The 24,119-nt window shown below is 55.7% G+C and carries 21 protein-coding genes; 4 read left to right on the plus strand and 17 right to left on the minus strand.

Annotation, left to right across the window (positions count from 1 at the left end; genetic code table 11):
* The first annotated feature begins 200 nt into the window (after positions 1-200).
* Together ptsI and crr are read left to right on the plus strand one after the other, a co-directional pair.
* Positions 201-1,928 (plus strand): phosphoenolpyruvate-protein phosphotransferase PtsI, encoded by a 1,728-nt coding sequence (ptsI, locus tag EA20_RS0102365; protein WP_024965300.1) that lies wholly within the window; start codon positions 201-203, stop codon positions 1,926-1,928.
* Between the two features lie 43 nt (positions 1,929-1,971).
* Positions 1,972-2,475 carry a PTS glucose transporter subunit IIA gene (gene crr, locus EA20_RS0102370; protein WP_024965301.1) on the plus strand — a complete coding sequence of 168 codons (504 nt, stop codon included), beginning with the start codon at positions 1,972-1,974 and terminating at the stop codon, positions 2,473-2,475.
* 61 nt (positions 2,476-2,536) lie between these two features.
* Here the strand turns inward: crr and EA20_RS0102375 are convergent, their stop codons facing one another.
* The 16 genes from EA20_RS0102375 to EA20_RS0102455 form a co-directional block, all read right to left on the minus strand.
* Positions 2,537-3,229 carry a GntR family transcriptional regulator gene (locus EA20_RS0102375; RefSeq protein ID WP_024965302.1) on the minus strand — a complete coding sequence of 231 codons (693 nt, stop codon included), beginning with the start codon at positions 3,227-3,229 and terminating at the stop codon, positions 2,537-2,539.
* 60 nt (positions 3,230-3,289) lie between these two features.
* A complete protein-coding gene (locus tag EA20_RS0102380; RefSeq protein WP_024965303.1) occupies positions 3,290-4,636 on the minus strand; it encodes an ATP-binding protein in 1,347 nt (448 codons plus the stop codon).
* Complete coding sequence (locus tag EA20_RS0102385) at positions 4,633-5,313, minus strand: response regulator transcription factor (RefSeq protein ID WP_024965304.1); 681 nt, start codon at positions 5,311-5,313, stop codon at positions 4,633-4,635. Before EA20_RS0102385 ends, EA20_RS0102380 begins: the two co-directional genes overlap by 4 nt.
* Before the next feature lie 232 nt (positions 5,314-5,545).
* Positions 5,546-6,421, minus strand: coding sequence for a cysteine synthase CysM (cysM, locus tag EA20_RS0102390; protein WP_024965305.1), 876 nt, complete (start codon positions 6,419-6,421; stop codon positions 5,546-5,548).
* Positions 6,422-6,766: 345 nt separating this feature from the next.
* The gene (cysA, locus tag EA20_RS0102400) at positions 6,767-7,855 is read right to left on the minus strand and encodes a sulfate/thiosulfate ABC transporter ATP-binding protein CysA (protein WP_024965306.1); all 1,089 of its coding nucleotides are present in this window, start codon (positions 7,853-7,855) and stop codon (positions 6,767-6,769) included.
* The gene (cysW, locus tag EA20_RS0102405; protein WP_024965307.1) at positions 7,845-8,720 is read right to left on the minus strand and encodes a sulfate/thiosulfate ABC transporter permease CysW; all 876 of its coding nucleotides are present in this window, start codon (positions 8,718-8,720) and stop codon (positions 7,845-7,847) included. Before cysW ends, cysA begins: the two co-directional genes overlap by 11 nt.
* The gene (gene cysT / locus EA20_RS0102410) at positions 8,720-9,553 is read right to left on the minus strand and encodes a sulfate/thiosulfate ABC transporter permease CysT (protein ID WP_024965308.1); all 834 of its coding nucleotides are present in this window, start codon (positions 9,551-9,553) and stop codon (positions 8,720-8,722) included. The genes cysW and cysT overlap by 1 nt, the downstream gene beginning before the upstream one ends.
* Positions 9,553-10,569, minus strand: coding sequence for a sulfate ABC transporter substrate-binding protein (locus EA20_RS0102415; protein WP_024965309.1), 1,017 nt, complete (start codon positions 10,567-10,569; stop codon positions 9,553-9,555). Before EA20_RS0102415 ends, cysT begins: the two co-directional genes overlap by 1 nt.
* Before the next feature lie 130 nt (positions 10,570-10,699).
* Positions 10,700-11,647, minus strand: coding sequence for a cytochrome d ubiquinol oxidase subunit II (locus tag EA20_RS19500; protein WP_038381472.1), 948 nt, complete (start codon positions 11,645-11,647; stop codon positions 10,700-10,702).
* 1 nt (position 11,648) lies between these two features.
* Positions 11,649-12,995, minus strand: a complete 1,347-nt coding sequence (locus tag EA20_RS0102425; protein WP_024965310.1) for a cytochrome ubiquinol oxidase subunit I — start codon at positions 12,993-12,995, stop codon at positions 11,649-11,651.
* A complete protein-coding gene (locus EA20_RS0102430) occupies positions 12,988-13,470 on the minus strand; it encodes a DUF1641 domain-containing protein (RefSeq protein ID WP_024965311.1) in 483 nt (160 codons plus the stop codon). Before EA20_RS0102430 ends, EA20_RS0102425 begins: the two co-directional genes overlap by 8 nt.
* Positions 13,470-16,442, minus strand: a complete 2,973-nt coding sequence (fdhF, locus tag EA20_RS0102435; protein WP_024965312.1) for a formate dehydrogenase subunit alpha — start codon at positions 16,440-16,442, stop codon at positions 13,470-13,472. The genes EA20_RS0102430 and fdhF overlap by 1 nt, the downstream gene beginning before the upstream one ends.
* A gap of 504 nt (positions 16,443-16,946) precedes the next feature.
* On the minus strand, positions 16,947-17,531 hold the full coding sequence (locus tag EA20_RS19950; protein WP_024965313.1) for a DUF2913 family protein: 585 nt from the start codon (positions 17,529-17,531) through the stop codon (positions 16,947-16,949).
* Positions 17,532-18,143: 612 nt separating this feature from the next.
* Complete coding sequence (locus tag EA20_RS0102445) at positions 18,144-18,758, minus strand: RpoE-regulated lipoprotein (protein ID WP_024965314.1); 615 nt, start codon at positions 18,756-18,758, stop codon at positions 18,144-18,146.
* A 60-nt stretch (positions 18,759-18,818) separates the two neighbouring features.
* Positions 18,819-19,274 carry a DUF2919 domain-containing protein gene (locus EA20_RS0102450; RefSeq protein ID WP_024965315.1) on the minus strand — a complete coding sequence of 152 codons (456 nt, stop codon included), beginning with the start codon at positions 19,272-19,274 and terminating at the stop codon, positions 18,819-18,821.
* A gap of 50 nt (positions 19,275-19,324) precedes the next feature.
* On the minus strand, positions 19,325-19,750 hold the full coding sequence (locus EA20_RS0102455) for a GNAT family acetyltransferase (RefSeq protein ID WP_024965316.1): 426 nt from the start codon (positions 19,748-19,750) through the stop codon (positions 19,325-19,327).
* Between the two features lie 208 nt (positions 19,751-19,958).
* On the opposite strand from EA20_RS0102455, the gene amiA reads away from it, so the two are divergent.
* A complete protein-coding gene (gene amiA / locus EA20_RS0102460) occupies positions 19,959-20,825 on the plus strand; it encodes an N-acetylmuramoyl-L-alanine amidase AmiA (RefSeq protein WP_024965317.1) in 867 nt (288 codons plus the stop codon).
* 47 nt (positions 20,826-20,872) lie between these two features.
* Positions 20,873-21,781: an oxygen-dependent coproporphyrinogen oxidase gene (gene hemF / locus EA20_RS0102465; RefSeq protein ID WP_024965318.1), complete on the plus strand. Its 909-nt coding sequence runs from the start codon at positions 20,873-20,875 to the stop codon at positions 21,779-21,781.
* A gap of 34 nt (positions 21,782-21,815) precedes the next feature.
* On the opposite strand, the gene maeB is transcribed toward hemF, so the two are convergent.
* Positions 21,816-24,095, minus strand: coding sequence for an NADP-dependent oxaloacetate-decarboxylating malate dehydrogenase (gene maeB / locus EA20_RS0102470; protein WP_024965319.1), 2,280 nt, complete (start codon positions 24,093-24,095; stop codon positions 21,816-21,818).
* Positions 24,096-24,119 lie beyond the last annotated feature (24 nt).

The raw sequence follows: 24,119 nt of genomic DNA on the forward strand, positions 1-24,119 counted from the left end.
GTATCCGGCAAATTAGTGCAAACATATTGATCGCGGACAGCATGTCCGCGTTGTTGCTTTCGTAAAGTACCTCACCGCTCACAGACATTAGCAATAAACGTCGATATGCAGGCCTGATCTACCGGCTCGCGGCATAGATGAGCCGACAGTTTCCGGATCGATCGCCTCAGGTGATGATCAGTTATTAAAAAGGTAGGGTTATGATTTCAGGAATTTTAGCATCACCGGGTATCGCTTTTGGCAAAGCGCTTTTGCTGAAAGAAGATGAGATAGTCATTAACCGGAAGAAAATTTCTGCCGACCAGGTAGAGCAGGAAGTTCAGCGCTTTCTTGATGGTCGTAGCAAGGCTGCCGCGCAGCTGGAAGCGATCAAAATCAAAGCCGGAGAAACCTTCGGTGAAGAGAAAGAAGCCATCTTCGAAGGGCATATCATGCTGCTGGAAGATGAAGAGCTTGAGCAGGAAATCATAGCCCTGATTAAAGAGGATCTGGCTTCCGCAGACGCCGCCGCCTTCTCCGTCATCGAAGGCCAGGCCAAGGCGCTTGAAGAGCTGGACGATGAATACCTGAAAGAACGTGCTGCCGACGTTCGCGACATCGGCAAGCGTTTACTGCAAAACATTCTTGGTCTGCATATCGTCGATCTTAGCGCGATTGCAGATGAAGTGCTGCTGGTGGCCAAGGATCTGACCCCGTCAGAAACTGCTCAGCTGAACCTGGATAAAGTGCTGGGCTTTATCACCGATCTGGGCGGCCGCACCTCGCACACCTCCATCATGGCGCGTTCGCTTGAGCTGCCGGCCATCGTCGGCACCGGTAACGTTACTTCGGTGGTTAAAAACGGCGACTACCTGATTCTGGATGGTGTAAATAACAAAATTTACGTCAACCCGACGCCGGAAGAGATTGAAGAGCTTAAGGCGATTCATCATCAGTACGTGACCGAGAAAAACGATCTCGCCAAGCTGAAGGATCTTCCTGCTATCACGCTTGACGGCCACCAGGTAGAAGTCTGTGCCAACATCGGCACCGTGCGTGACGTTGCGGGCGGCGAGCGTAACGGCGCTGAGGGCGTTGGCCTTTACCGTACCGAATTCCTCTTTATGGACCGCGACTCTCTGCCCTCTGAAGAAGAGCAGTTCCAGGCTTACAAAGCCGTCGCGGAAGCCGTCGGTTCTCAGGCGGTGATCGTGCGTACGATGGATATCGGCGGCGATAAAGATCTGCCTTATATGAACCTGCCAAAGGAAGAGAACCCCTTCCTGGGCTGGCGCGCCATCCGTATCGCCATGGATCGTCCTGAAATCCTGCATGCCCAGTTGCGTGCTATTCTGCGCGCTTCCGCTTTCGGCAAGCTACGTATCATGTTCCCGATGATCATTTCCGTGGAAGAAGTGCGGACGCTGAAAGCGGAGCTGGAGACGCTGAAAGCGCAGCTGCGTGAAGAAGGCAAAGCCTTCGACGAAAGCATCGAAGTGGGCATTATGGTGGAAACACCTGCTTCAGCAGCGATTGCACACCATCTGGCAAAAGAAGTGGATTTCTTCAGTATCGGGACTAACGACCTGACGCAATACACGCTGGCCGTCGATCGCGGTAACGATTTGATTTCCCATCTGTACAACCCAATGACCCCTTCCGTGCTGACGCTTATTAAGCAGGTCATTGATGCATCTCATGCTGAAGGCAAATGGACCGGCATGTGTGGTGAGCTGGCAGGCGATGAACGTGCTACACTACTGTTATTGGGAATGGGGCTGGATGAATTCAGCATGAGTGCCATTTCTATCCCGCGCATTAAGAAGATTATTCGTAATACGAATTTCGAAGATGCGAAGGCGTTAGCAGAGCAGGCTCTGGCTCAACCGACAGCGGACGAGTTGATGAACCTGGTCAACAAGTTCATTGAAGAAAAAACACTCTGCTGAGGCCTGGAGTCGCTGGCCCGATATTACTGCTTAGGAGAAGATCATGGGTTTGTTTTCAAAACTTTTTGGCGATAAGTCAGATAGCACTACTGGCGCCATCGAAATCATAGCGCCGCTGTCCGGTGAAATCGTCAATATCGAAGACGTGCCGGATGTGGTGTTTGCGGAGAAAATTGTTGGCGATGGTATCGCCATCAAACCTACTGGCAATAAAATGGTTGCGCCGGTCGATGGCACCATCGGTAAAATTTTCGAGACCAATCATGCATTTTCCATCGAGTCTGACAACGGCATTGAGCTGTTTGTCCACTTCGGAATTGATACGGTTGAACTGAAAGGCGAAGGCTTCAAGCGTATTGCTGAAGAAGGGCAGAAAGTGAAAAAAGGTGACGTCGTCATCGAATTCGATCTGCCGCTGCTGGAAGAAAAAGCAAAATCAACGCTGACGCCTGTGGTCATCTCCAATATGGATGAGATCAAAGAGCTGGTTAAGCTGACGGGTAGCGTAACCGTAGGCGAAACGCCGGTTATCCGCATCAGGAAGTAACTGCACGTACCAGGCAAAAAGCCTCCTGATTCAGGAGGCTTTTTTTATGCACGCCGGACAGTCAGTCAGAGAAATGAAGGGCCTGGTTCAGGCTCATTGATTCTGCCGAGGCATCGCTGAGATCGAGCTGCTGCTCCAGCGCATCCAGATGGGCGACCATTAGCGTTTTCGCCCGCTCGTTTTCCCCCGCTTTCAGCGCCTCAACAATGGTGCTGTGCTCCCTGCACTGACAGGAGTGGCCATCATTGCGTTGATATAGCGCTACAATCAGCGAGCTGCGCACCAGCAGATTGGCCAGGATTTCACTCAGCACTCTGTTATCGGCAATCTCCGCCAGTAACCGGTGAAACTGGCTGAAAAGAGGAACGATCTCACGGCGGTCGTTGCGCTCCAGGGCGGCTTTTTCACGCTGATGATGCTGGGTGATGGCTTCAGCATGCGCAGCCATTTTCCCGGCGGTAATGGCACTGATAATTTCGCTTTCAATCGCACGACGGGCGGAAAAGATCTCGCGGGCCTCGCGCGCTTCCGGCTGAGCAACCATCGCACCGCGGTTGGGTTCAATGGTAACGATATGCTGAAGGGCCATGCGCTGAAGGGCCGCCTGCACGTGGTTACGGTTCGCGTTGAGCACCTCAACAATTTGCGCCTCAATCAGACGTACACCGGGCTTCAGGCGATGCTGCGCAATAGCAATGGAGAGTGCCTCAACGATACGCTGTACTTCCTGTTGCTTAGTAGTAGCAACTTTCATTCCTTACCTCAACGTCGCTGCAAACGATTACCGGTCGCATCATATCACCCAGCAGGGTCACTAAACTACCCAGTGAGGCAGACGCATCGTCAGTACCAGACCGCCTTTCCGGCCATTCTGCGCAGTGACTTCACCGTGATGGGCCAGCACAACTTTACGCACAATTGAGAGACCCAGGCCGTATCCCTTACCGGAAAGCGGAGAGTTAACGCGCACAAAAGGATCGAAAATACTCGACAGTTTGTCGGGATCGACGCCCGGCCCACGATCGCTGACGGTCAGGATCAGCCAGCCGTTTTCCTGCCACAGGCTGATTTTGACCTGCTTGCCATGTGCCGAAAAACGCAGCGCGTTGCGGATCACGTTCTCGACCGCTGAACGGATCAGCCCGGCATCCCCTTTGACCGTATAGTCAGCGCTCATATCGGTATCAAGCAAAATATCGACGCCGGGAATTTGCGCTTCATAACGCGCATCGTTCACGACCGCTTCCAGCAGGCCAAGCAGATCGAAATAGTGCTCCCCGGGCATAATTTCCTGTCCGGCCCGTGAGAGCGTCAGCAGTTCTCCGATCATTTTATCCAGCCTGCGCGCCTCTTCATCAATGCGATCCAGCGACTGGCTTATCGACGCCGGCGTCTGCCGGGCCAGGCCGGTGGCGAGCTGTAGCCGCGCCAGCGGGGAACGCAGCTCGTGCGAAACGTCATGCAGCAACTCTTCGCGAGCGCGTACCAGTACCGAAAGGCGTTCCACCATCGCATCAAAATCCCGGGCCATGGCGGAGAGCTCATCGTGACGGCGGCGCATCTGCGGGAAAAGCCGCACGGAGAGATCGCCTTTCGCTATCCGATCAAATCCGTTACGCAGCAGACGCATCGGCCGGGTCAGATTCCAGGCGAGCAAAAAGCTGAATAACAGACCACCAAAACCGGCCATGACTAACAGCGGTTCGGGCACATTAAGAAAATGTCGCTGCGGGCCTCGCCCCTTTTTGCTCTCCTGCAGTAAACGGCGAACATCGTAGCGCAACCGGTACTCTCTGCCGTCAGCGCCGTTCACCCAGGCCACTACCGCTTCGGGAAGCTCGTCCGAATCCAACTCAGGAATGCTGCGAAGCCGCTCCTGGACGGGCGCATCCACAGGCTCAACGGTGATATAACGTCGCTCGCTGGCGGGCCAGTCTGCCAGCATCGCATTGAGCGCAGGCAGACCACCATGCTTAAGTACCGAGCCCGCCGAGCTCATCTGAAGATGAACAATACGTCTTGTGGACTGGTTTTCAGGGGGTTCGTGATGCTTGCCGTAGAGAGAAAAGCCGAGCCACAGAAGCTGGCTCATCAGCAGAAAAGTCAGCCAGAAACCCAGCAAAATCTTCCAGAACAGTAATCCGCGAAAGCCAGCCGTCATCGGATGCGGTAGCCGATGCTGCGCACCGTCTCGATAGTGATGGTATCACCGGTGAGGGCAGCCAGCTTCTGACGAATATTGCTGATATGCACGTCTACGCTGCGATCGTAAGCCTCGCGCGGACGACCCAGTCCTTTTTCGGACAGTTCATCCTTGGAGACTACGCGATCGGGTGAACGCAGCAGCAAATCGAGCAGGTTGAATTCAGATGCCGTCAGAACAAAGGGCTGTTGCCGCCATTCGCTGATCCGCGTGGCCGGATTGAGCGTCAGCTCACCCCACCGGACCAGCTTGGTGCTGTCCACCGGTGGCGGCAACGCTTCCACCCGACGCAGTACGGCGCGGAGTCTGGCGACCAATTCCCTGGGATAGCAGGGCTTTGGCACGTAGTCATCAGCGCCCATCTCCAGCCCAATCACCCGATCGATATTATCTCCTTTCGCGGTCAGCATAATGACCGGCAACCTGCCCTGCTGACGAACGTGACGCAGCACGTCAATGCCGCTCATATCAGGCAGCATAATATCCAGAATCATCGCGCTGTAATCACCGGACATGGCGCCTTCAATCCCAGCTTTACCACTCAATACCAGGGAGGTTTCAAAACCTTCCGTGATCAAATACTGGCTGAGCATGGTACCCAGTTCAAAATCGTCATCGACCAGTAAAATTTTCATGCGGGCTCTCTCAGTAATTCAGGGGCTATTTTCGCCCGTCAGCGGCACAATAGCAGCTAATTTTACCCAATCCTTACAGAGTCACACTCGGCTATAGCGAAGGCATACAGGATGACGGAACGGACAGAGGTTCGTCACAGGGATGAATATGAAAGGGCTTGATGCGCCTCAACGGAAAAGCGCATCACAAAAGTGAGATGAAAATTATGTGCCGGGCTGTGCCGACACAGGCTCAGAAGACGCCGGTCGAGAGGTAGCGGTCGCCGCGATCGCAAACAATGGCAACAACCAGGCTGCCTGGCTGCATACGCGCAATTTGCAGCGCACCCGCCACGGCGCCGCCAGAGCTGACACCGCAGAAAATCCCTTCACGCTGCGCCAGGCTGCGCATGGTTTCTTCCGCTTCCTGCTGCGACATTTCAATCACCCGATCGACCAGTTCAGGCCGGTAGATGCCGGGAAGATAGGCGCTGGGCCAGCGCCGAATCCCTGGAATGCTGCTGCCTTCACTGGGCTGAAGTCCGATAACTTCAACGCCGCTGCCCTGCTCTTTCAGAAACCGGCCAACGCCGGTAATGGTGCCGGTAGTTCCCATACTGGAAACGAAATGGGTCAGCCGTCCTGCCGTCTGCTGCCAGATTTCCGGCCCGGTTGTCATATAGTGACCAAGGGGATTGTCGGGGTTATTAAACTGATCCAGTACCTTACCTTCACCCCGGACGGCCATTTCCAGCGCCATATCGCGCGCGCCTTCCATTCCCTGTTCTCGGCTGACCAGAATCAGCTCCGCTCCGTAGGCGCGCATCGCCGCCTGACGTTCCTGGCTCATATTTTCCGGCATCAGCAATCTGAGCCTGTAACCTTTCATCGCCGCGATCATCGCCAGCGCGATCCCGGTATTACCGCTGGTCGCCTCAATTAACCGATCGCCTGGCCGGATTTCGCCGCGCCCTTCCGCCTGCTGGATCATCGACAGCGCCGCGCGATCTTTAACCGATCCAGCCGGATTATTTCCTTCAAGCTTTAGCCAGACCTCACTGCCTTCTGGCGCGAGGCGCTGCAATTTAATCAGCGGAGTATTACCGATGGTATCTTCAAGCGTAGTCACGATTTTTTCCCAGAAAGGCCAGAATAACTGGCCAAAAGATCAGTTTAACGACAGGGTTTATACATCTGAACAGGCTGCCAGTCAGCGTGATAATAGCATCCGCTGAAAAGCCTTCGCATAATATTTGCCCGGCGGTTGCTCAACATTCGCCCCGTTCAGGCTTTATCTTCACTAAAAAGGCGGGGCCAGGCCGGGATTACCGGCGAAGTGACGGTGTCGGGGAACAGACCTGGTGATAAAACGTCAAACAGCATCGTCTGTGATAGTCTGCCCCGCATCCTTCCCGCCACGTATTCCCAATCCCTGTTTTACGCGCCTTGTGTTTGTCAGCGCCACGCGCAAATATCAGGCGCTCTGCGCAAAGGCAAGCTGACGTAATGGCGTTTCACCTTTATAAAGCCGCGCCTGTTGCAGCCCGAGGAACAACGATTCGCCGCGAACGGGTGCCGTTTTGGTACCCTCCACGACGGCCGTGACAGGCTCCCTGCCCCAGCCTGTCGGCTGTACGACAATCTGCCAGTAGTGCCCGCGAGGGCTGACTTCCAGCACGTCTACCGGCAATGGCGTTTCAAGGCTGTTCTGCCGGCTCACGTCGATTTCCCAGGGGCGAAGGAAGAGTTCAACGGCCCCCTGATGCGCTGGCGTATATCCCAGCGGCCAGTGGTGGGCACCAACGTGGAACTGGGAGCCATGAACTTCTGCATCAAAGCGGTTAACTTCTCCCAGGAACTCCAGCACAAAGCGGGTTGCAGGTTCGCGGAATACTTCGTCCGGCGTGCCAACCTGCTCAATATTCCCCTGGCTCATGACCACGACGCGATCGGCAACTTCCATCGCTTCTTCCTGGTCGTGCGTAACGAATACGCTGGTGAACTTCAGCTCCTCGTGCAGCTGACGCAGCCAGCGGCGCAGCTCTTTACGGACTTGAGCATCCAGTGCGCCGAAAGGTTCGTCGAGCAGCAATATCTGCGGCTCGACGGCCAGCGCACGCGCCAGCGCCACGCGCTGCTTCTGCCCGCCAGACAACTGTGCCGGGAAGCGGTTAGCCAGATGCCCCAGCTGTACCATTTCCAGCAGCTGGGTCACTTTCTGTTTAATAACGGCCGCCGACGGACGTTCACGGCGCGGCAGCACGGAGAGGCCGAAGGCGATATTGTCAAAAACGGTCATATGACGAAACAGCGCATAGTGCTGGAACACAAAACCGACCTGGCGATCGCGGGCATGGAGCTGCGTCACGTCTTTACCGTGAAAGCTGAGCCGGCCACTGTTCTGATTTTCCAGCCCCGCAATGATGCGCAGCAGCGTGGTTTTCCCCGATCCTGACGGGCCAAGCAGCGCCACCATCTGACCGGAAGGAATATCCAGGGCAATATCGTTCAGTACCTTAGTCCGGCCAAAAGATTTATTGATATTACTGATTTCAATGCTCATGATTTCCCTCCTGTTCCAGACGCTTGTGCTGGTGTTCTAACCGCCATTGCACTGCGCTTTTCACAAACAGCGTAACGATTGCCATCAGGGTTAACAGCGCAGCGGCGGTAAAGGCGCCAACGGTGTTGTAATCCTGGTGGAGTAATTCAACCTGTAGCGGCAGCGTGTAGGTTTCGCCGCGTATCGAGCCCGACACGACCGAGACCGCACCAAACTCACCGATGGCCCGGGCGTTAGTCAGCACCAGACCATAAAGCAGCGCCCAGCGAATATTCGGCAGCGTGACGCGCCAGAACATTTTCCAGCCAGAGGCGCCAAGCAGCACCGCCGCTTCATCTTCATTACTGCCCTGGCTCAGCATCACCGGCACCAGCTCACGTACCACGAAGGGGCAGGTCACAAAAATGGTGACCAGCGCCATGCCGGGCCAGGAAAACATCAACTGTATGCTCTGCGCATCCAGCCAGCTGCCCGCAGGGCCATTCACGCCCCAGAACAGCAGATACATCAGCCCCGCCACGACCGGCGAAACGGCAAAAGGAATATCAAACAGCGTCAGCAGCAGCTGACGGCCAGGAAAGTCGAAACGCGTCACCAGCCAGGCGAGCAGCGTACCGAAGACCAGGTTAACCGGTACGGTAATCAGCGCCATCAGCACCGTCAGCCAGATAGCGTGCAGCATATCGCCATCTTTAATGTTGCTGAGGCTGGCGAGCAGCCCTTCTGAAAAGGCGCTGGCAAAGATGGCAATAAGCGGCACCACCAGCAGGCCGAGCGAGATCACCATGCCCAGGGTTATCAGGATCCACTTACCCCAGTTAACCGGCTGGCGTCGGGCGCCGTTAAACGCGGTTACATCAGCCATTAGTGACCTCCAATACGACGGCCAAAGCGGCTCTGTAACGTATTAATTGCAAACAGCAGCAGCAGCGAAGCGGCCAGGATCACCGAGGCAATCGCACTGGCTGCCGGATAATCAAATTCCTGCAGCTTCACAAAGATCATCAGCGAGGTGACTTCGGTTTTCCAGGCGATATTCCCCGCGATAAAAATCACGGCGCCAAATTCTCCGAGGCTGCGGGTAAAGGAAAGTGCCGTACCTGCCAGCAGGGCTGGCGCCACCTCAGGCAACACAACGCGGCGAAAGCTTTGCCATGGCGTGGCGCCCAGCGTCTCGGCGGCTTCTTCATACTCCGGTCCCAACTCTTCCAGAACCGGCTGAACGGTGCGCACCACAAACGGAATGCTGGTAAAGGCCATCGCCACCGCAATGCCGAGCCAGGTATAAGAGACCTTGATATCAAACTGTGCCAGCCACTGACCGTACCAGCCGTTCACCGAAAACAGCCCGGCCAGCGTCAGTCCGGCTACCGCGGTTGGCAGCGCGAAAGGCAGATCCATCAGGCCATCCAGCAGAGCGCGGCCTGGAAAGCGGTAACGCGTGAGGATCCACGCCATCAGCATGCCGAAGAAAGCGTTAAACAGCGAAGCCACGCCGGCAGCCAGCAGCGTCACTTCATACGCCGCTCTCATCTGCGGCGCGGTCACCACTTCCCAGTACTGAGCCAGCGTCATCTGTGAAAGCTGCATTAACAGCGCGCTGATCGGCAGCAGCAGGATCAGACAGGTGAAAAACAGGCTGCTGCCGAGGCTCAGGCCAAAACCGGGCAGGACTCGTTTCGTTTTGCGCAACAACATTACTGACGTCCGGCCGCGAGCAGTTTGTCCAGCTCACCACCGCTGGCGAAGTGGGTTTTCATCGCCTGTGGCCAGCCACCAAAAACATCCTCAACGCGGAACAGCGAAGTCTGCGGGAATCGCGCCTGCTGTTGCGCCATCAGCTCAGGATTATTGACCCTGTAGTAGTAGCTGGTAATGATATTTTGCGCGGCCGGGCTGTAGAGATAGTTCAGATACTCTTTTGCCGCTTTTTCCGTGCCGTTGGCCTTCACGTTTTTATCGACCCAGGCCACGGGGAACTCCGCGAGAATATTGGTCTTGGGTACGACGACCTCGTATCCCTCTTTGGCATACTGATTGCGGATGTTATTCACTTCCGACTCAAAGCTTATCAGCACATCCCCCAGTCCACGTTCAACGAAGCTGGTGGTGGCACCGCGGCCACCGGTGTCAAATACCTGTACGTTCTTCAGAAACTGCATCATGAACTGTTCAGTTTTGGCGTTATCTTTACCCGTAGCTTTTTCCGCAGCGCCCCAGGCGGCGAGATAGGTGTAACGGCCATTGCCTGAGGTTTTCGGATTAGGGAAAACCAGCTTAACGTCGCCTTTGACCAGATCCTGCCAGTCCTGAATATTTTTGGGGTTACCCTTGCGCACCAGAAACGCCATGGTGGAGTAGAAAGGAGAGCTGTTGTTAGCCAGGCGCTGCTGCCAGTCGGCGGGAATAAGCTGTCCGCGATCGTGGAGAATTTGCACGTCGGTCACCTGGTTATAGGTCACCACGTCGGCCTTAAGGCCCTGCAAAATAGCCAGCGCCTGACGCGATGAACCGGCATGAGACTGTTTGATCGTCAGCTTGTCGCCGTCGTGTTGGGCATCCCACTGTTTGATGAACGGGGCGTTGAGGGCGACAAAAAGCTCCCGCGAGACGTCGTAGGAGCTGTTAAGCAGCTCGGTGGCCTGTGCGGACCCGGCCAGCATCAGCAGGAAAGCGAATCCACTTAACTTTTTTTTCACCGTTGGTAACGTCATTTTGCACCCTGAAATCCGAACCGGCTCACGCCTGAAGAGTGTTCAGTTTATGGATAAGGCTGCAAAAACCTGTAACGGTTTTATATACCGTTTGGTGATTTGGAAGTTTAAAACGCTATAAGGCTGCCCGTTACTTCATTTTTCCCCGCAGCACCCAAAATGCCCAGCTGTTATAAAACAGCGTCAGCGGGATCATTACCCCTAAGCCCACCAGCACAAAATATTGCGTGGCAGGCAGAGCCGCCGCCTCTTCCAGGCTGAGCACCTCCGGAATAAGCCAGGGATAGATGGCGAGCAAGGCCAGGCCAGAAAGCGAGATAAGCAGTAACAGAACCGCCAGCAGCGGCAGGATAAGTCTTTCGGCGCGCAGCAAAAGCGGCACTGCCACTATCAGTATGGCCACCAGCAGCAGCAGGACTTTGCCGATCGGTTGCTCCCATGCCTGCAGAAAGCGTGACGGCAGCAGCAGGCAGAGGCCGATCACCAGCACCATCATCAGCACCAGAAAAAGCGTGGCCAGCAGCCGGCATCTTTCTGCTACGTCGCCTCTGAGCCGCCAGTGTATCCAGCAACAGCCTGCCAGCAGATAGGCCGCGACGGTCGCAATCCCGCTCAACACAGTGAAGGGCGTGAGCCAGGAAAAAGCGCTGCCGGTGGTGGTACCGCTCAGAATAGTGCCTGCCAGCGCGCCCTGCAGAAAACTGACAAGGGCGGAGCTGATAATAAAAAGTACATCCAGCCGCCGCTGCGTGCGCGTTGAGGCCTGGCTGCGATACTCCAGCGCAACGGCGCGGGCGATCAACGCCAGCAGCATCGTAAAAAGCGGCAGGTAGAGCCCGGTAAGCAACTGCGCATAAGCCGCCGGAAAAAGCGCAAGCAGCCCTCCCGCCAGCAGGACCAGCCAGGTTTCATTAGCATCCCAGACCGGCAATATTGTCGCGGCGAGGTGATGGCGATCCTGCCCGGCGGGAAACCAGGCGAAAAGCATGCCGACGCCCAGATCGGTGCCGTCGAGCAGCACATACATCACCAGCGAAAAGGCCAGTACCGCAGCGGAGAGGTTGATGAGATCCGGCATATCATTCTTCCTCTTTCGCAGCGAAGTGATGATCCTTCGCCACATAACGCATGAAATAACGTAAGCCGGCCGCGAAAGCGATGAGATAAACCACTAATATCCCCGTTCCCGAGGCGATAACCCAGGCGGCAGACAGCGAGGAGACGCTCTCTTCGGTGCGTAATAATCCCCAGACCGTCCAGGGCTGACGGCCCGTTTCCGTCACCACCCAGCCAGCAAGCATGGCAATAAAGCCCGCCGGAGCCATGATTATCAGCAGTTTTAGCAGGTTATCTGAGCTGTAGAGTTTTTTACGCAGCCGCATCACCAATGCTATTGCGCTTGTTGCCAGCATCAGCACGCCCAGCCCGACCATCACCCTGAAGGCGAAAAAGACAATCAGTACGTTCGGGATCTCATCCGGCGGAAATTCACTGAGCGGTTTAATCTGCCCATGAAGGTTATGCCGTAGATAGAGCGAGCCGATCTGTGGGATCGCCAGTTCCGCAAAGTTTCGTTGCGCTGTCTGATCGGGAATCGCAAACAGCCGCATTGGCTCGCCTTCTCCTGAAGGCGGTCTGTGCCAGCTTCCCTCCATCGCCGCCAGTTTTTGTGGCTGATACCTGAGCGTGTTTTGACCATGCAGATCGCCGACAACAACCTGCAGCGGCATCAGGATAACAGCCGCCCACATGGCGAGTGAAACCATCAGTCTGGCGTCCGCTGGCTGCCGGTTTTTACGCAGGCGCCAGGCACCGACGCCCGCCACAATAAAAACCGTCGCCAGCAGGGCGGCGATCACCATATGGGCCAGCCGCCACGGAAAAGAGGGTGAACGCAGAATAGTCAGCCAGCTTTCAGGGTGGAAATTCCCGGCCTCATCCCGGAAAAAACCCACGGGCGTCTGCATCCATGAATTCGCCGCCAGGATCCAGAATGCGCTGATCAGCGCACCCACCGCCACCAGACAGGTCACCGCAAAATGGACTTTAGGGTTAATGCGATCCATACCAAATATCATCACGCCGCCCAGCGCGGCTTCCATAAAGAAAGCGACCAGCACTTCATAGAGCATTAGCGGGCCGATAATACCGCCCGCTTTATGAGAAAAGGGTCCCCAGTTGGTACCAAACTGGAACTCCATCACCACGCCGCTCACCGCCCCGACGGCGATGGTCAGGGAGAACACCTTCAGCCAGAAGCGATAGAGATCCAGATAGCGCCTCTCTTTGCGCAACAGCCAGGCTCCCTCCAGAAAGGCAAGGAACTGGGCCAGCCCCAGCGCGAAGGCGGCGAGCACAATATGCAGTCCGACGGTAACGGCAAACTGCCAGCGCGACAGCAGCAGTGCCAGTTCTGCATCAGGCATGGCTTTTCTTACCGCTGTAGCGCGTTATGGGTTTCTCAGGACTTTTTTCCATTGAGCTGCTAAAGGCGCGCAGCCCCGCCAGCAGCGGGGAAACGCCCTGCCAGAACTCTTCATCCCTGAGCAGTCTGATAATGCCGGTGATCCCCGGCGCGCCTTTTTTCTTTTCCTCCTGGGTCGCCTGGCTTAGCGCATTGACGCCGTCGGTTAACGCCATCAACAGCTGATTAAACCGCTCTGGCGGGATACGTGACAGCGCCATCATCAGCAGCGAAATATTCTGGATGGCGGACTGCGATGCGGGCCGGTTTAATCCACTGACCAGAATTTTCGCAATATCGGTGTTGGCGCATACCAGATCGTTAGCCAGCCGGAGAAAACCATGCTTGTGCAGATTCTCCAGCAGCGTGTTCAGCGCCTCGCCCGCGTCAGGTTCGGTTCGGGCAGGCGGCACATCATATTTCATACGTTCAGCCATCAAAATTTCTCCGGATGGTCGGTGTGTTCAGGCGGCAGGGTATAGCCCTGCTGCTGCCATTTTTCCTCAACGGGAAGATGGGAGAGCGGCGTACGGCTGCCGTTGCGGAAGTTATGTGGCGGCAGCGGGCTGCGCTTCAGCGAGCGATCCAGCTTCTTCATCGAAACGGCGATCTCTTTATAGGCGGGCGTATTGACATCGGGATCGTGATGATCGCCGGTCAGCCCGTTGACACCCGGTTTGCCATGGTGAATGGGGATAAACAGGATGTTCCCCTGCGCTCTTTCCGTCACCACAACGGGTACCTCCAGCGTTCCCCGGCGTGAGGTGAGAGAAACCCAGTCGCCCTCATGAAGATCGCGTTCTGCGGCCAGGTCCGGCCCAACTTCCACGAACCAGTCAGGCGAAAGGGAGAGTAACCTGCCGCCCCGCCCGCTCTGATTGGTGGACTGGAAATGTTCCAGCATTCGTCCGTTATTCAGCAGCAGATCGAATTCCGCATCGGCTTCTTCGTCAGGCGCCCGCCAGTGCAGCGGATAGAGGTTCGCTTTGCCGTCCGGGAAGGTAAACCGGTCGGTATAGAGCAGTGGCGTGTCGCGGCCATCGGCGTTGACGGGCCACTGCTGTGATTGCCACCCGCTGAGCCGGTCATAGCTGACGCCCGCAAAAATGGTGGCAATGCTGGCGGCTTCCGCCATGATCTGGCTGGGGTGGGTATAGTACCAGGGATGCCCGAGGCGGGAGGCGAGATCGGTGAGGATGGCCCAGTCCGGCCTGCTGTCACCCAGCGGCGGCATAACCTCATAGAAGCGCTGAATGCGCCGTTCAGTGTTAACGAAGGTCCCCTCTTTTTCCACGCTGGGGCAGCCTGGCAAAACCACATCGGCAAATTCGGCGGTGCGGCTCATAAAGATATCCTGCACCACCATAAACTCCAGACCGGTAAAAGCCTGATGCACTTTGGTGGAGTCCGCATCAGAAAACGCCGTCTCCTCGCCAATCACAAACATCGCCTTCAGCTTACCGGCCCAGGCATCCTGTACCATTTTGAAATTGTCCGCACCGGCCTGGCCGGAAAGCGCCTGCGCATCCACGCCCCAGGCGCTGGCCCACTTCTCGCGCACGGCCGGTTCGGTCACCTTTTCATAGCCGGGATAGACATTACTCAGACAGCCAAAATCGCTGGCACCCTGCACATTATTATGACCGCGCATCGGATAGCCGCCGGTGCCGGGACGGCCATAGTTGCCGGTTACCAGCAGCAGATTAGAGAGCGCGGTACTGGTATCCGCCCCGTGGCTGTGCTGGGTGATCCCCATCGCCCAGAGCAGGCAGATGCTGGTCGCGCGGCCAATCATTTCGCCCGCCTCTGTCAGTTCATCCACGCTGAGGCCGGTCAGCTCACTGGCATATTCCAGGGTAAACGGCGTCAGGGATTCCCGGTACGCCTCAAGTCCGTTCACTTTCTCCGCCAGGAAAGCCTCATCGGCATAGCCGTGATCGAACATATAGCGGGACATTGCCGAGGCCCAGACCAGATCGCTACCGGGTTTGATACGCAGATAGCGATCCGCCCGCTCCGCCATTTCGTTACGCCGGGGATCGACAACCAGCAGTTTCTGCCCCTGATATTTATGTGCATGTTTGATACGTGAGGCGATTACCGGATGGTTTTCAGCAATATTGCTGCCGACAACGATAATCAGCGCGGCCTTCTGTAGATCCTCAATGCTGCCCGCATCGCCGCCGTAGCCAACGGTCCGGAAAAGCCCTTCCGTCGCCGGATTCTGGCAGTAGCGGGAGGAGTTATCGACGTTGTTGGTGCCAAAGATCAGCCGGGCAATTTTCTGCGTCAGGTAAGCCTCTTCATTGCTGGCTTTGCTGGAGCCGATAAAGCCGATGCTGTCTCCGCCGTGCTGCTCACTGACAGCCCGTAAACGCGTAGCGACAAGATTGAGCGCTTCGTCCCAGCTGGCCGGGCGGAAGCGGCCATTTTCCCTGATCAGCGGCGTGGTCAGCCGCTGCGGGCTGTTGACAAAATCCCAGCCAAATTTGCCTTTCACGCAGGTTGAAATACCGTTAGCAGGCGCGTCGGCGACGGGCTGAACCTTAAGAATATGCCGGTCGCGCGTCCACATTTCGAAACTGCACCCTACACCACAGTAAGTGCATACCGTTTTGGTCTTTTTAATTTCATGCTGACGTATCGCCATATCCATCATCGAAACAGCGGTAATGGGTTCTGCGCCAATGCTGTTTTCCAGCGATTTTACGAAGTCGATCAGCGGCCTTTTCAGATCGGCGGGCATAGCGGTCAGAGGACCAGCATCAGGCTGCATGGTCTTTTCCAGCAGGGCATTACAGGGGCAGACGGTGACGCAATGTCCACAGCTGACGCAGCTGGACCCGGCGATCTCTTCACCGCCGTCCCAGAGCACACGCGGGTGTTCGCTGCGATAGTCGATGGAAAGCGTTTCGTTCACCTCCACGCTCTGGCACGCCTCCACGCAGCGGCCACAAAGAATGCACTGGTCAGGATCGTAAGTATAGAAGGGGTTGCTGTGATCTTTCTCTGCCGGTTTACGCTCGTAGGGATAGTACTGAATAGGGATATGCATATCGGCTACGGTATTGTGCAGCGTACAGTCGCCAGTGTTATGTTCGCATACCGTGCAATAAAGCTCATGACGGTTCAGCACGCGATCCATTCCTTCCTGCTGCGCGGCCTTCTCAGTCGTCCCCAGGCTGGATATCGCCATGCCCTCTTCCGCTTTCAGCGTACAGCCACGCACCAGTTCGCCATTCACTGTCACCCAGCAAACGTCGCAGGTCTGCAGCGGCGGAAGCGAGGGGTGATAGCAGACATGCGGCAGGATTTTCCCCTGCGCGGTCAGAAAATCAATAAGAGGCTGGCCAGCGCTGCCCGTCAGGGACTCGCCGTTATAAAGCAGCGTACATCTTTCTCTGGTCATTACGTTCTCTCTGCGACGACATTGCAAAAAAAGCGTCCTGGCTGAAAGGCCTGTCCCTGTTATTTTTGTAAAGTTACGTCTTTCAGCCTGGACGCTGTTTGCCGGATTGTCACGTTGTAAAGGGAGATGCGTGTCGCTCAGCCAGGTTTTCTCTGTCTGCGGCTGTCGAATCAGTTCCCTTGCGCTGTTAACCGGGGAGTACTGACGAAGGCCGTCGTCTGGCAGGTATTTGCGTTGATGACGCCGATGAACCGACCATTCAGGCGCCGGGCGATAACTAAAAACGGATAATAAAGATGGGCAACCTTATCAGCCTCACAATTTATCGCAGGCATGCCCGAACAGGTACGCACCGGCCGGTATACATGCTGAGGAAAAGTGAACTGATAAGGGAAGTAAAGGCCGGAGATAACGCGTTTGAGAATAGCAAACCCGACTGGAGATCTACTGAATCTGGAGGGCGGCGCTAATTCTACCTTGAATGGGGAAGCGCGATCGCCGCCCTCAGCATGAAATAAGCATCACGATCAGATTGTTTTCAGCCCCTGTCATCTTCAGATTCAGGCTGGCGTCTTCTGCGAGCAGGAAGACTCCCTCAAAAATCTTATTTAGTTTTATCTCAATGGGCGTCGTCATATTTTCGTCAGTATCAAACGAAGCGTACAGCGCGCTATTACGCAGCCAGACGGTGGGCGTGGAGCTGTAGGTCGCCGTCAGTAAATCCCACTCCCGATCGCTGACCAGCATATCCCGCCAGCCAAGCATTTTCATCGCCTCAAAAAAATGGGTCACGCGACGGCGATCGCTCAGGCTCTCCTGAGCGTGAGTGCCGGTGTGCCAGAGGTATTCCGCTTTGGTGTGCAGCCCGGCACGATAGCCAAGACGCCGCCCTTCGGCAATAAACCAGTTCAGTTCAGTGGCAACTGATTTTGGCAACAGCTTTTTCTTTAGCGCCGTTTCAAGCCAGCGCATAATAAATATATGCTGCTGAAGCGGGGATTTCTTTCCATTCTGCTCATATAACGCTAACGCGATCAGCAGCGACCAGGAGAAATTGCGAATATCAGGGCTAATACGGGTTTGCGTCATTTAAACAGCACTCTGTATACCGTTCCGGAAACGCTTCACTGTAATCAGGGGCGCCCGGAGGCATTCTTTATTCTTAAATCCCGCAGGAATGCGGCTCATTTTTAATTAAAATGCGCTTTTCCGGATGCAGATTTGTGTTAAGTCGTAGAATAACGCAAACAGGATTCATTCAAATTAAAAGATCGGCCTGATTATATTATTGAGAATATTCCTATTGGACCAGGATCTACTAAAACCGCCATAAAATATAGATATTGTTATTTTTATTAATCAGTTAACCTGGTTATGCTTATATTTGTACAACGCCTTAATGCCTGTACAGATACTGGCGTTTCTGTCGGATTCAGCGCCACAGAATGGCCCTCACCGTGCTTCTCTCTGATAAAATTCGCTCTCTTCTGACGAAAAATTGCCTTTCGCCAGGCTGCGAATAATAGTGTTCAGAAGCCAGAGACCAGAATTGAAATTATCGGGTAATAAACAAGAACAGGAACAAAGTTTGTTCCTGCATTACGGGAAGCAGTTAAAATGTTCTGAGCGCCCTCCTCTCCCGGCTTGAAGTTCAGAAAAGCCGGGAGAGGTATGCGCACAGGCTGGCGTCTTTGATTGTGTTTAGCGCCGCCAGATAATTTTACTGATGGTCCAGCTTTTCAGCGTATCGTCAGGCGGGATCAGGCCATCCGGGCCGTGCCATTCACCGCTAAACAGATAACTGATATGCTGACTGCCGGGCGCTTTGCACTCCAGTCCGTTGCGATCGCTACCGGTGCCCTTGCGGCAGGCCCCATACGCCTTTTGGTAAAGCTCGCTAAAGGATGTGCCGATTTTGCTGTCGCCCGATTTAACGTCGCCATCCATCACATCAATACGGCTGACGGTCGCGTCACCGGTGATTTCCATTTTCACCTGCCCATCCTTCATCGCCTGGAAGAAATTGACGACTTCACCGTTTTCACCGCGCATGCCTTTACGCAGCCGGTACTCCCCCTGTAAACCGTCGCTGAGCGCGTCCAGATCCATTGGCGTAGCGCCGTTAACCTCTCCCACGCCTTGCTCGCTTACCTCAAGATCGGCACCAAACCAGTTCAGCGGAGAGAGGCTCGACCAGGAATAGGTCAGCGGATTCCACCAGGTCGCTCCGCTACTGGCCTGGGGCGCCGTAGTGGAACTTGCACAGCCGGTCAGCAGTAACGCAGCGGCGATCAGCGCCGGGCGAACAGTTTTCATTGCAACTCCTGTCAACATAAAGACATTCAATCCGGTTGGAGTGCCAGAATGCCGAAAAGTTTACCCGCCGTTCAGTTGCGGATCAAAACAGTGACGTAAATGCGTATTGAAATTGAGATAGCACAGTGCCAGCAGGTCAAAACCGGTAAAGATAATGACGGGCAGTGAGAGTTCCGCCTCGCCGTGCCAGAGCATGACACCCTGCAGGAGTAACACAAGGAGCAGCGACAGGCAGAGCACCTGGCGCCAGGCCTGCCAGAGCCGGGGCAGCCGCTGGCGGTAGCCGGTCAGCAGCAGACCTGCCGCCGCGGGTACACCCATTACCAGACCGAACCAGAACGCGTGGGCATCGGGATAAAACAGCTCAAGCAGCGCGGAACCCTGCTCTCTTGATGCTCCCGCTGCCACAAACAACACCCAGGTGCGCGCCTGGAGCAGCAAAACGGCCCAGAAGCCCAGCGGAAGCCTCAACTGGCCGCTGGCATCATAATCGTCAGGAGAGTAGATCAGGTTCATGGTATCGGCTTCGGACAGGGGCTGGTGGACGGCCTGCACCGTCCTGTGGATTAATACTCGCGATCTTCAATCAGGCGTTTGCCCAGCAGCATGCTGTCCTGGATTTCATAATCCAGCTTTTCATAAAAGCCCAGAACAGCATCATTATCTTCACGCAACATAACGTTGAGTTTGGGACAGCCCCGGGCGATCAGCTTTTTCTCCAGCCGGTTAATCAGCGCGTTGGCAAAGCCGCGTCCCTGATAATCGGGATGGATGCCCAGATAATAAGCCGAGCCGCGATGCCCGTCGTAGCCGCCCATCAGCGTGCCCACAATTTCGCCCCCCACCACCGCGACCAGAAAAAGATCGGGGTCGTGACTGAGCTTCCGCTCTATGTCGAGTTCAGGATCGTTCCAGGGGCGGAGCAAATCGCAACGCTCCCAAAGGGTAATGACTTCTTCTAAATCTTCCTGGCTGAATACGCGAATTTCCACGGCGTTGTCCCGGATGTTAACCACAATTTGCTGATTATTACGCTTTCTTTCGCCGGCGCAACCCTCTGCGGGGATTAATGGCAAAAAAAATCGTGAAACCGCATTAGTCTGCTGAAATAAAAAGTAAAACGCTGAAATAGTTCCCTGCTCGCCACTGGCATGTTGTTACTATATAACACTAGCTTCACAGGTTGTTCAGGATGTTGTAATGAAAAAGGTTGGTTCCATGACCCCGCTTACCGCGCGCCGTCGTCTGTTACTTTCCGGCGTGGCGCTGGCGCTGATAACCGCCGGGCCTGCCAGAGCCAAACCGGAACAGGCCGAATTAAGGATCAAAAAGCCTCAGCGTAAAGCGCCTGCGGCAAAGGGTAAAAAAATCGTGATGATCGATCCGGGTCACGGTGGCATAGATCCGGGCGCGATTGGGGAAAAAGGATCGGAAGAGAAGCATGTGGTGCTTGAGATTGCGAACCATATCCGTGCGCTGCTCAGTTCTCATCCTCATATCGAAGCCCGCCTGACGCGTGAAAGCGATCATTTTATCCCGCTGGGTGAACGGGTTGAAATCGCTCACCGGCACGATGCCGATCTGTTTATGTCGATTCATGCCGATGGCTTCACCAGCCCCCAGGCGAATGGCGCATCGGTATTCGCGCTCTCAAACCGTGGCGCCAGTAGCAGCATGGCGCGTTATCTCTCAAAGCGGGAAAACGCAGCTGACGATATTGGCGGGGTAAAAGTGGCGCAAAAGGATCACTATCTGCAGCAGGTGCTGTTCGATCTCGTTCAGACAGACACCATTAAAAACAGCCTGACGCTGGGGAAGCACGTTATTAACCAGATCCGCCCGGTGCATCACCTTCACAGCCAGCAGACGGAGCAGGCCGCTTTTGCCGTGCTGAAATCCCCCACCGTCCCGTCGGTGCTGGTGGAAACGTCGTTTATTACTAATCCGTCTGAGGAGCGGCTGCTGGGCACTACCGCCTTTCGACAGAAAATTGCCAGCGCCATCGTGGAGGGCATCGTCAGCTATTTTAATGCGTTTGATGCGCACAACCGCCGCCCGGGAGGCTGAAATATGACGTATACTTCGCGCGTCATTTTTTACAGTCAGGTTGAGATATGAACGCACCCAACATCGCCCAGGTTAAGCACTATCTGCTGGCATTACAGGATCGCATTTGCCAGCAGCTGGCGGACGCTGACGGCGGCGGCACGTTTGAAGAAGATAGCTGGAAACGTGAAGGCGGCGGCGGCGGGCGCAGCAGGGTTCTGCGTAAGGGGACCATTTTTGAGCAGGCCGGCGTTAACTTTTCTCATGTGCATGGCGACACCCTGCCCGCCTCGGCCACCGCTCATCGTCCTGAACTGGCAGGCCGCAGTTTTGAAGCGCTGGGCGTCTCGCTGGTGATCCATCCTGAAAATCCCTATGTGCCAACCAGCCACGCTAACGTGCGCTTTTTTATTGCCGAAAAGCCCGGTGCTGAACCGGTCTGGTGGTTCGGCGGCGGCTTTGATATGACGCCCTATTATGGCTTTGAAGAGGACGCGGTTCACTGGCACCGCACCGCTTCCAATCTCTGCCAGCCGTTCGGTGATGAGGTTTATCCCACCTATAAGAAATGGTGTGACGACTACTTTTTTATCCGGCACCGCAACGAGCAGCGCGGCATTGGCGGGCTGTTCTTCGACGATCTCAATACGCCTGATTTTGCGACCTGTTTCCGCTTTATGCAGGCTGTTGGCGACGGCTTCCTTGCTGCCTATCTGCCGATCGTGGCGCGCCGCAAAACGCTGCCCTGGGGGGAGCGCGAACGGGAATTCCAGCTTTACCGCCGGGGCCGCTACGTGGAGTTTAATCTGGTATGGGATCGCGGCACGCTGTTCGGCCTGCAAACCGGCGGGCGTACCGAATCGATTCTGATGTCCATGCCGCCGCTGGTGCGCTGGGAATATGATTACCAGCCCGAGCCGGGCACGGCAGAAGCCGCGCTCTACAGCGATTTTCTGCCGGTCAAAGCGTGGATCTAAGCGGCAGGCCGGGTTGCCCAACCCGGCCCCGGCTTCACAGCGGTGCGGTCTGAGCCTCAACCACCGCCAGCGCCACCATATTCACAATGCGTCTGACCGACGCGATCGGCGTGAGCACGTGAACCGGTTTGGCGATCCCCATCAGTACCGGGCCTACCGTCACACCTTCTGAGCAGGAGACGCGCAGCAGGTTATAGCTTATCCTCGCGGCTTCAACGTTCGGCATAATCAGCACGTTAGCCGCCCCTTTCAGCGGACTGTCCGGCATCAGATCCTGACGAATGCTTTCCACCAGCGCCGCATCACCGTGCATTTCCCCGTCTATTTCCAGCTCCGGCGCCCGCGTTTTCACCAGCGCAAGTACCTCGCGCATTTTAGCAGCGGCGGGGGCGTCAGAACTGCCAAAGCTGGAATGGGACAGCAGCGCCACCTTCGGCTCAATGCCAAAGCGGCGAACGGTTTCCGCCGCCATGATGGTCAGTTCCGCCAGCGCCTCCGGTGAGGGATCCTCATTGACGTAGGTGTCGGCGATAAAGGTGTTGCCGCTCGGTAGCAGCAGCGCATTCATCGCCCCGGCGACCGTGACATCACGGCGAAAACCGAACACTTTTTCCACCACGTCATAATGCTCTTTATAGTCACCAATGGTGCCGCAGATCAGGGCGTCAGCCTCGCCGCGCTGAACCATAATCGCGCCAATCAGCGTCGGGTTACCAATCACCGCCCGCTGCGCCTGAGCCGGGGTGACGCCACGCCGCTTCATGATCTGGTAATAGTCGTTCCAGTAGGCTTTGAAACGCGGATCGGATTCATTATTAACGACTTCAAAATCGCGTCCGGCCTCGATCTTAAGCCCCAGTTTCTTCAGCCGCATATCAATGACGCCGGGGCGGCCAATCAGCACCGGCTTCGCCAGACCAAGACTGACCAGCTCCTGCGTGGCGTGCAGCACCCGCGCTTCTTCCCCTTCCGCCAGCACCACACGCTTCGGTTCTTTACGCGCCTGGGAAAAGATCGGCTTCATAAACAGGTTAGTTTTATAGACAAATTCGCTCAGTTTTTCGCGATAGGCCGCCATATCCTCAATGGGTCGCGTTGCCACGCCGGAGTCCATCGCCGCTTTTGCCACGGCGGGCGCGATCTGCACAATCAGCCGGGGATCGAAAGGCTTCGGAATAAGGTAGTCAGGGCCGAAGGCAAGCTCCTCGTCACCATAGGCCGTGGCCACCACATCGTTCTGCTCTGCCAGCGCCAGCTCGGCAATGGCGTGAACGGCAGCCAGCTTCATCTCTTCATTAATCGCCGTGGCCCCCACATCAAGCGCCCCGCGAAAGATAAACGGAAAGCAGAGCACATTGTTGACCTGGTTTGGATAGTCAGAGCGTCCGGTACAGATAATCGCATCCGGACGGACTTCCTTCGCCAGCGGCGGCAGAATTTCAGGCTCCGGATTCGCCAGCGCCAGGATCAGCGGATCGCGGGCCATTTTTTTGACCATCTCAGGCGTCATCACCTTCGGCCCCGAACAGCCGAGGAAAATATCGGCCTCTGCAATAACCGCATCCAGCGTGCGCTTACCGTTATCTTTGATGGCATAGGCCGCTTTGGTTGTCGCCATATTCTCATCGCGGCCCTGATAGATAACGCCTTTAGAATCACAGACGGTAATGTTGTGCTTCTGCATCCCTGACGCCACCAGCAGATTCATACAGGCGATGGCCGAGGCGCCCGCGCCGGAAACCACAAGGCGCACATCCGCAATATTTTTCCCCACGACGCGCAGTCCATTCAGGACGGCGGCGGTACAGATAATCGCGGTACCGTGCTGATCGTCATGGAAAACGGGAATATTCATGCGCTCCCGCAGCGCCTGCTCGATGTAAAAGCACTCCGGCGCCTTGATATCTTCGAGGTTGATGCCGCCAAAGGTTGGCTCCAGCGCGGCGATGATATCGATAAGTTTGTCCGGGTCCATCTCGTTGACTTCAATATCAAAGACGTCAATGCCCGCAAACTTTTTAAATAAAACCCCTTTCCCTTCCATAACCGGTTTACCGGCCAGCGCGCCGATATTACCCAGGCCCAGCACTGCCGTTCCGTTAGAGATCACCGCAACCAGATTTCCGCGAGCGGTATATTTATGCGCGGCCAGTGGATCGGCGGCGATTTCAAGACAGGGCGCCGCCACGCCGGGAGAATAAGCGAGCGCCAGATCGCGCTGGGTTGCCAGAGGTTTGGTCGGTGAAACCTGAATTTTGCCGGGAACGGGGTACTGATGAAAATCGAGCGCGCTCTGCTTAAGCTGTTCGTCCATTGTCAGGGTCCTTTCGTTTTTTTT

The sequence above is a fragment of the Pantoea sp. IMH genome (assembly GCF_000599885.1).
GTDB lineage: Bacteria > Pseudomonadota > Gammaproteobacteria > Enterobacterales > Enterobacteriaceae > Erwinia.

Coding starts and splice junctions, on each gene's coding strand:
- ptsI (WP_024965300.1), top strand. CDS start 201: ATGATTTCAGGAATTTTAGCATCACCGGGTATCGCTTTTGGCAAAGCG.
- crr (WP_024965301.1), top strand. CDS start 1,972: ATGGGTTTGTTTTCAAAACTTTTTGGCGATAAGTCAGATAGCACTACT.
- EA20_RS0102375 (WP_024965302.1), bottom strand. CDS start 3,229: ATGAAAGTTGCTACTACTAAGCAACAGGAAGTACAGCGTATCGTTGAG.
- EA20_RS0102380 (WP_024965303.1), bottom strand. CDS start 4,636: ATGACGGCTGGCTTTCGCGGATTACTGTTCTGGAAGATTTTGCTGGGT.
- EA20_RS0102385 (WP_024965304.1), bottom strand. CDS start 5,313: ATGAAAATTTTACTGGTCGATGACGATTTTGAACTGGGTACCATGCTC.
- cysA (WP_024965306.1), bottom strand. CDS start 7,855: ATGAGCATTGAAATCAGTAATATCAATAAATCTTTTGGCCGGACTAAG.
- cysW (WP_024965307.1), bottom strand. CDS start 8,720: ATGGCTGATGTAACCGCGTTTAACGGCGCCCGACGCCAGCCGGTTAAC.
- cysT (WP_024965308.1), bottom strand. CDS start 9,553: ATGTTGTTGCGCAAAACGAAACGAGTCCTGCCCGGTTTTGGCCTGAGC.
- EA20_RS0102415 (WP_024965309.1), bottom strand. CDS start 10,569: ATGACGTTACCAACGGTGAAAAAAAAGTTAAGTGGATTCGCTTTCCTG.
- EA20_RS19500 (WP_038381472.1), bottom strand. CDS start 11,647: ATGCCGGATCTCATCAACCTCTCCGCTGCGGTACTGGCCTTTTCGCTG.
- EA20_RS0102425 (WP_024965310.1), bottom strand. CDS start 12,995: ATGCCTGATGCAGAACTGGCACTGCTGCTGTCGCGCTGGCAGTTTGCC.
- EA20_RS0102430 (WP_024965311.1), bottom strand. CDS start 13,470: ATGGCTGAACGTATGAAATATGATGTGCCGCCTGCCCGAACCGAACCT.
- fdhF (WP_024965312.1), bottom strand. CDS start 16,442: ATGACCAGAGAAAGATGTACGCTGCTTTATAACGGCGAGTCCCTGACG.
- EA20_RS19950 (WP_024965313.1), bottom strand. CDS start 17,531: ATGACGCAAACCCGTATTAGCCCTGATATTCGCAATTTCTCCTGGTCG.
- EA20_RS0102445 (WP_024965314.1), bottom strand. CDS start 18,758: ATGAAAACTGTTCGCCCGGCGCTGATCGCCGCTGCGTTACTGCTGACC.
- EA20_RS0102450 (WP_024965315.1), bottom strand. CDS start 19,274: ATGAACCTGATCTACTCTCCTGACGATTATGATGCCAGCGGCCAGTTG.
- amiA (WP_024965317.1), top strand. CDS start 19,959: ATGAAAAAGGTTGGTTCCATGACCCCGCTTACCGCGCGCCGTCGTCTG.
- hemF (WP_024965318.1), top strand. CDS start 20,873: ATGAACGCACCCAACATCGCCCAGGTTAAGCACTATCTGCTGGCATTA.
- maeB (WP_024965319.1), bottom strand. CDS start 24,095: ATGGACGAACAGCTTAAGCAGAGCGCGCTCGATTTTCATCAGTACCCC.